Origin of the sequence: Conchiformibius kuhniae DSM 17694, from assembly GCF_000428785.1 — a bacterium.
Taxonomy (GTDB): Bacteria; Pseudomonadota; Gammaproteobacteria; order Burkholderiales; family Neisseriaceae; genus Conchiformibius; species Conchiformibius kuhniae.
The window spans coordinates 1-1,247 of sequence record NZ_AUAP01000055.1; the positions used below are offsets into that span (position 1 = coordinate 1).

Genomic DNA, 1,247 nt, shown 5'->3' on the forward strand with positions numbered 1-1,247 from the left:
GAAGCCTTTGAGCAGTGCGCCGCCGCCGGTCAGCACCAAGCCGCGCTCGGCAATGTCCGCGCCCAATTCGGGCGGGGTGCGCTCCAAAGTGCCGCGCACGGCATGGACGATTTGCGAAATCGGGTCGGCAAGCGCTTCCAGCACTTCATTGGAGGTAATGATGAACGAGCGCGGCACGCCTTCCGCCAAATTGCGCCCTTTCACCTCCATTTCCGTTACCTCCATGCCCGGAAACGCCGAACCGATTTGTTTTTTGATGGCTTCGGCGGTGGATTCGCCAATCATCATGCCGTAATTGCGGCGCACATAGTGAACGATGGCTTCGTCAAAAGCATCGCCGCCCACCCGCACCGATTGCGAATGCACCACGCCCGAAAGCGAAATAATCCCCACTTCGGTGGTGCCCCCAACGCCGCCGCCATCGGCTCTTCAATCAAAAACACTTCGGACGCGCCCGCCGCTTCCGCCGAATTGCGAATCGCATTGCGCTCGACCTGTGTCGAACCGCACGGCACGCAAATCACAATGCGCGGTGCGGAGAAAAAACGGTTATTATTGACTTTGCGGATAAATTCTTTGAGCATGCGCTCGGTTACAAGCGGGTCGGCAATCACACCGTCTTTCATCGGGCGCACCGCCTGTATGGTTTCGGGCGTGCGCCCGAGCATTTTTTTGGCTTCCCGCCCCACCGCCAAAGTGATTTTCTTACCGCTTCCCATCGGGTCGTCCTGAACCGACACCACCGAAGGTTCGTCCAATACGATGCCCTTACCGCCGACATAAATCAGTGTGTTCGCCGTACCCAAATCAATGGCAAGGTCGTTGGAAAAAAAACGGTTCAAAAAAGACAGCATAAAATATTCCTGATTGATATTTTATCATTGGTTTCAACACGTTTTCCAACGCAGACGCGCAACGGAAACGGCTGGATGACAAACCGCAAAACGGCACGGGGAACGCCTTTGCGCCCCGACAACAGTATGAATTTTACCGCATCTTGGCTATAATCGCGCATTGCCGCGCAAACAAGCCCGCAATGATACCCTAATTTCCCCCAATGCTAAAACAGAATTTTAAGGAAATGCCGATGGCACTCACCCCCGATGATGTGGCAAAAATTGCCCGTTTGGCGCGTCTGCAATTGGACGATGCCGAACAAGCCGCCATGTTGGGCGAACTGAACGACATTTTCGCCCTGATTGAAAAAATGCAGGCAGTGGATACGGACGGCGTTGAAGCGATGGCGC

The 1,247-nt window shown here is 54.8% G+C and carries 1 protein-coding gene and 1 pseudogene; one reads left to right on the top strand and one right to left on the bottom strand.

Features of this window, described 5'->3' with window-relative positions; all coding sequences use genetic code 11:
• Positions 1 to 854, bottom strand: a pseudogene (locus G392_RS12705) (rod shape-determining protein); the annotation flags it as partial.
• A gap of 233 nt (positions 855 to 1,087) precedes the next feature.
• Here G392_RS12705 and gatC point away from each other — a divergent pair.
• A partial coding sequence (gene gatC, locus G392_RS12710) for an Asp-tRNA(Asn)/Glu-tRNA(Gln) amidotransferase subunit GatC (RefSeq protein ID WP_034335092.1) occupies positions 1,088 to 1,247 on the top strand: 160 nt, incomplete at its 3' end.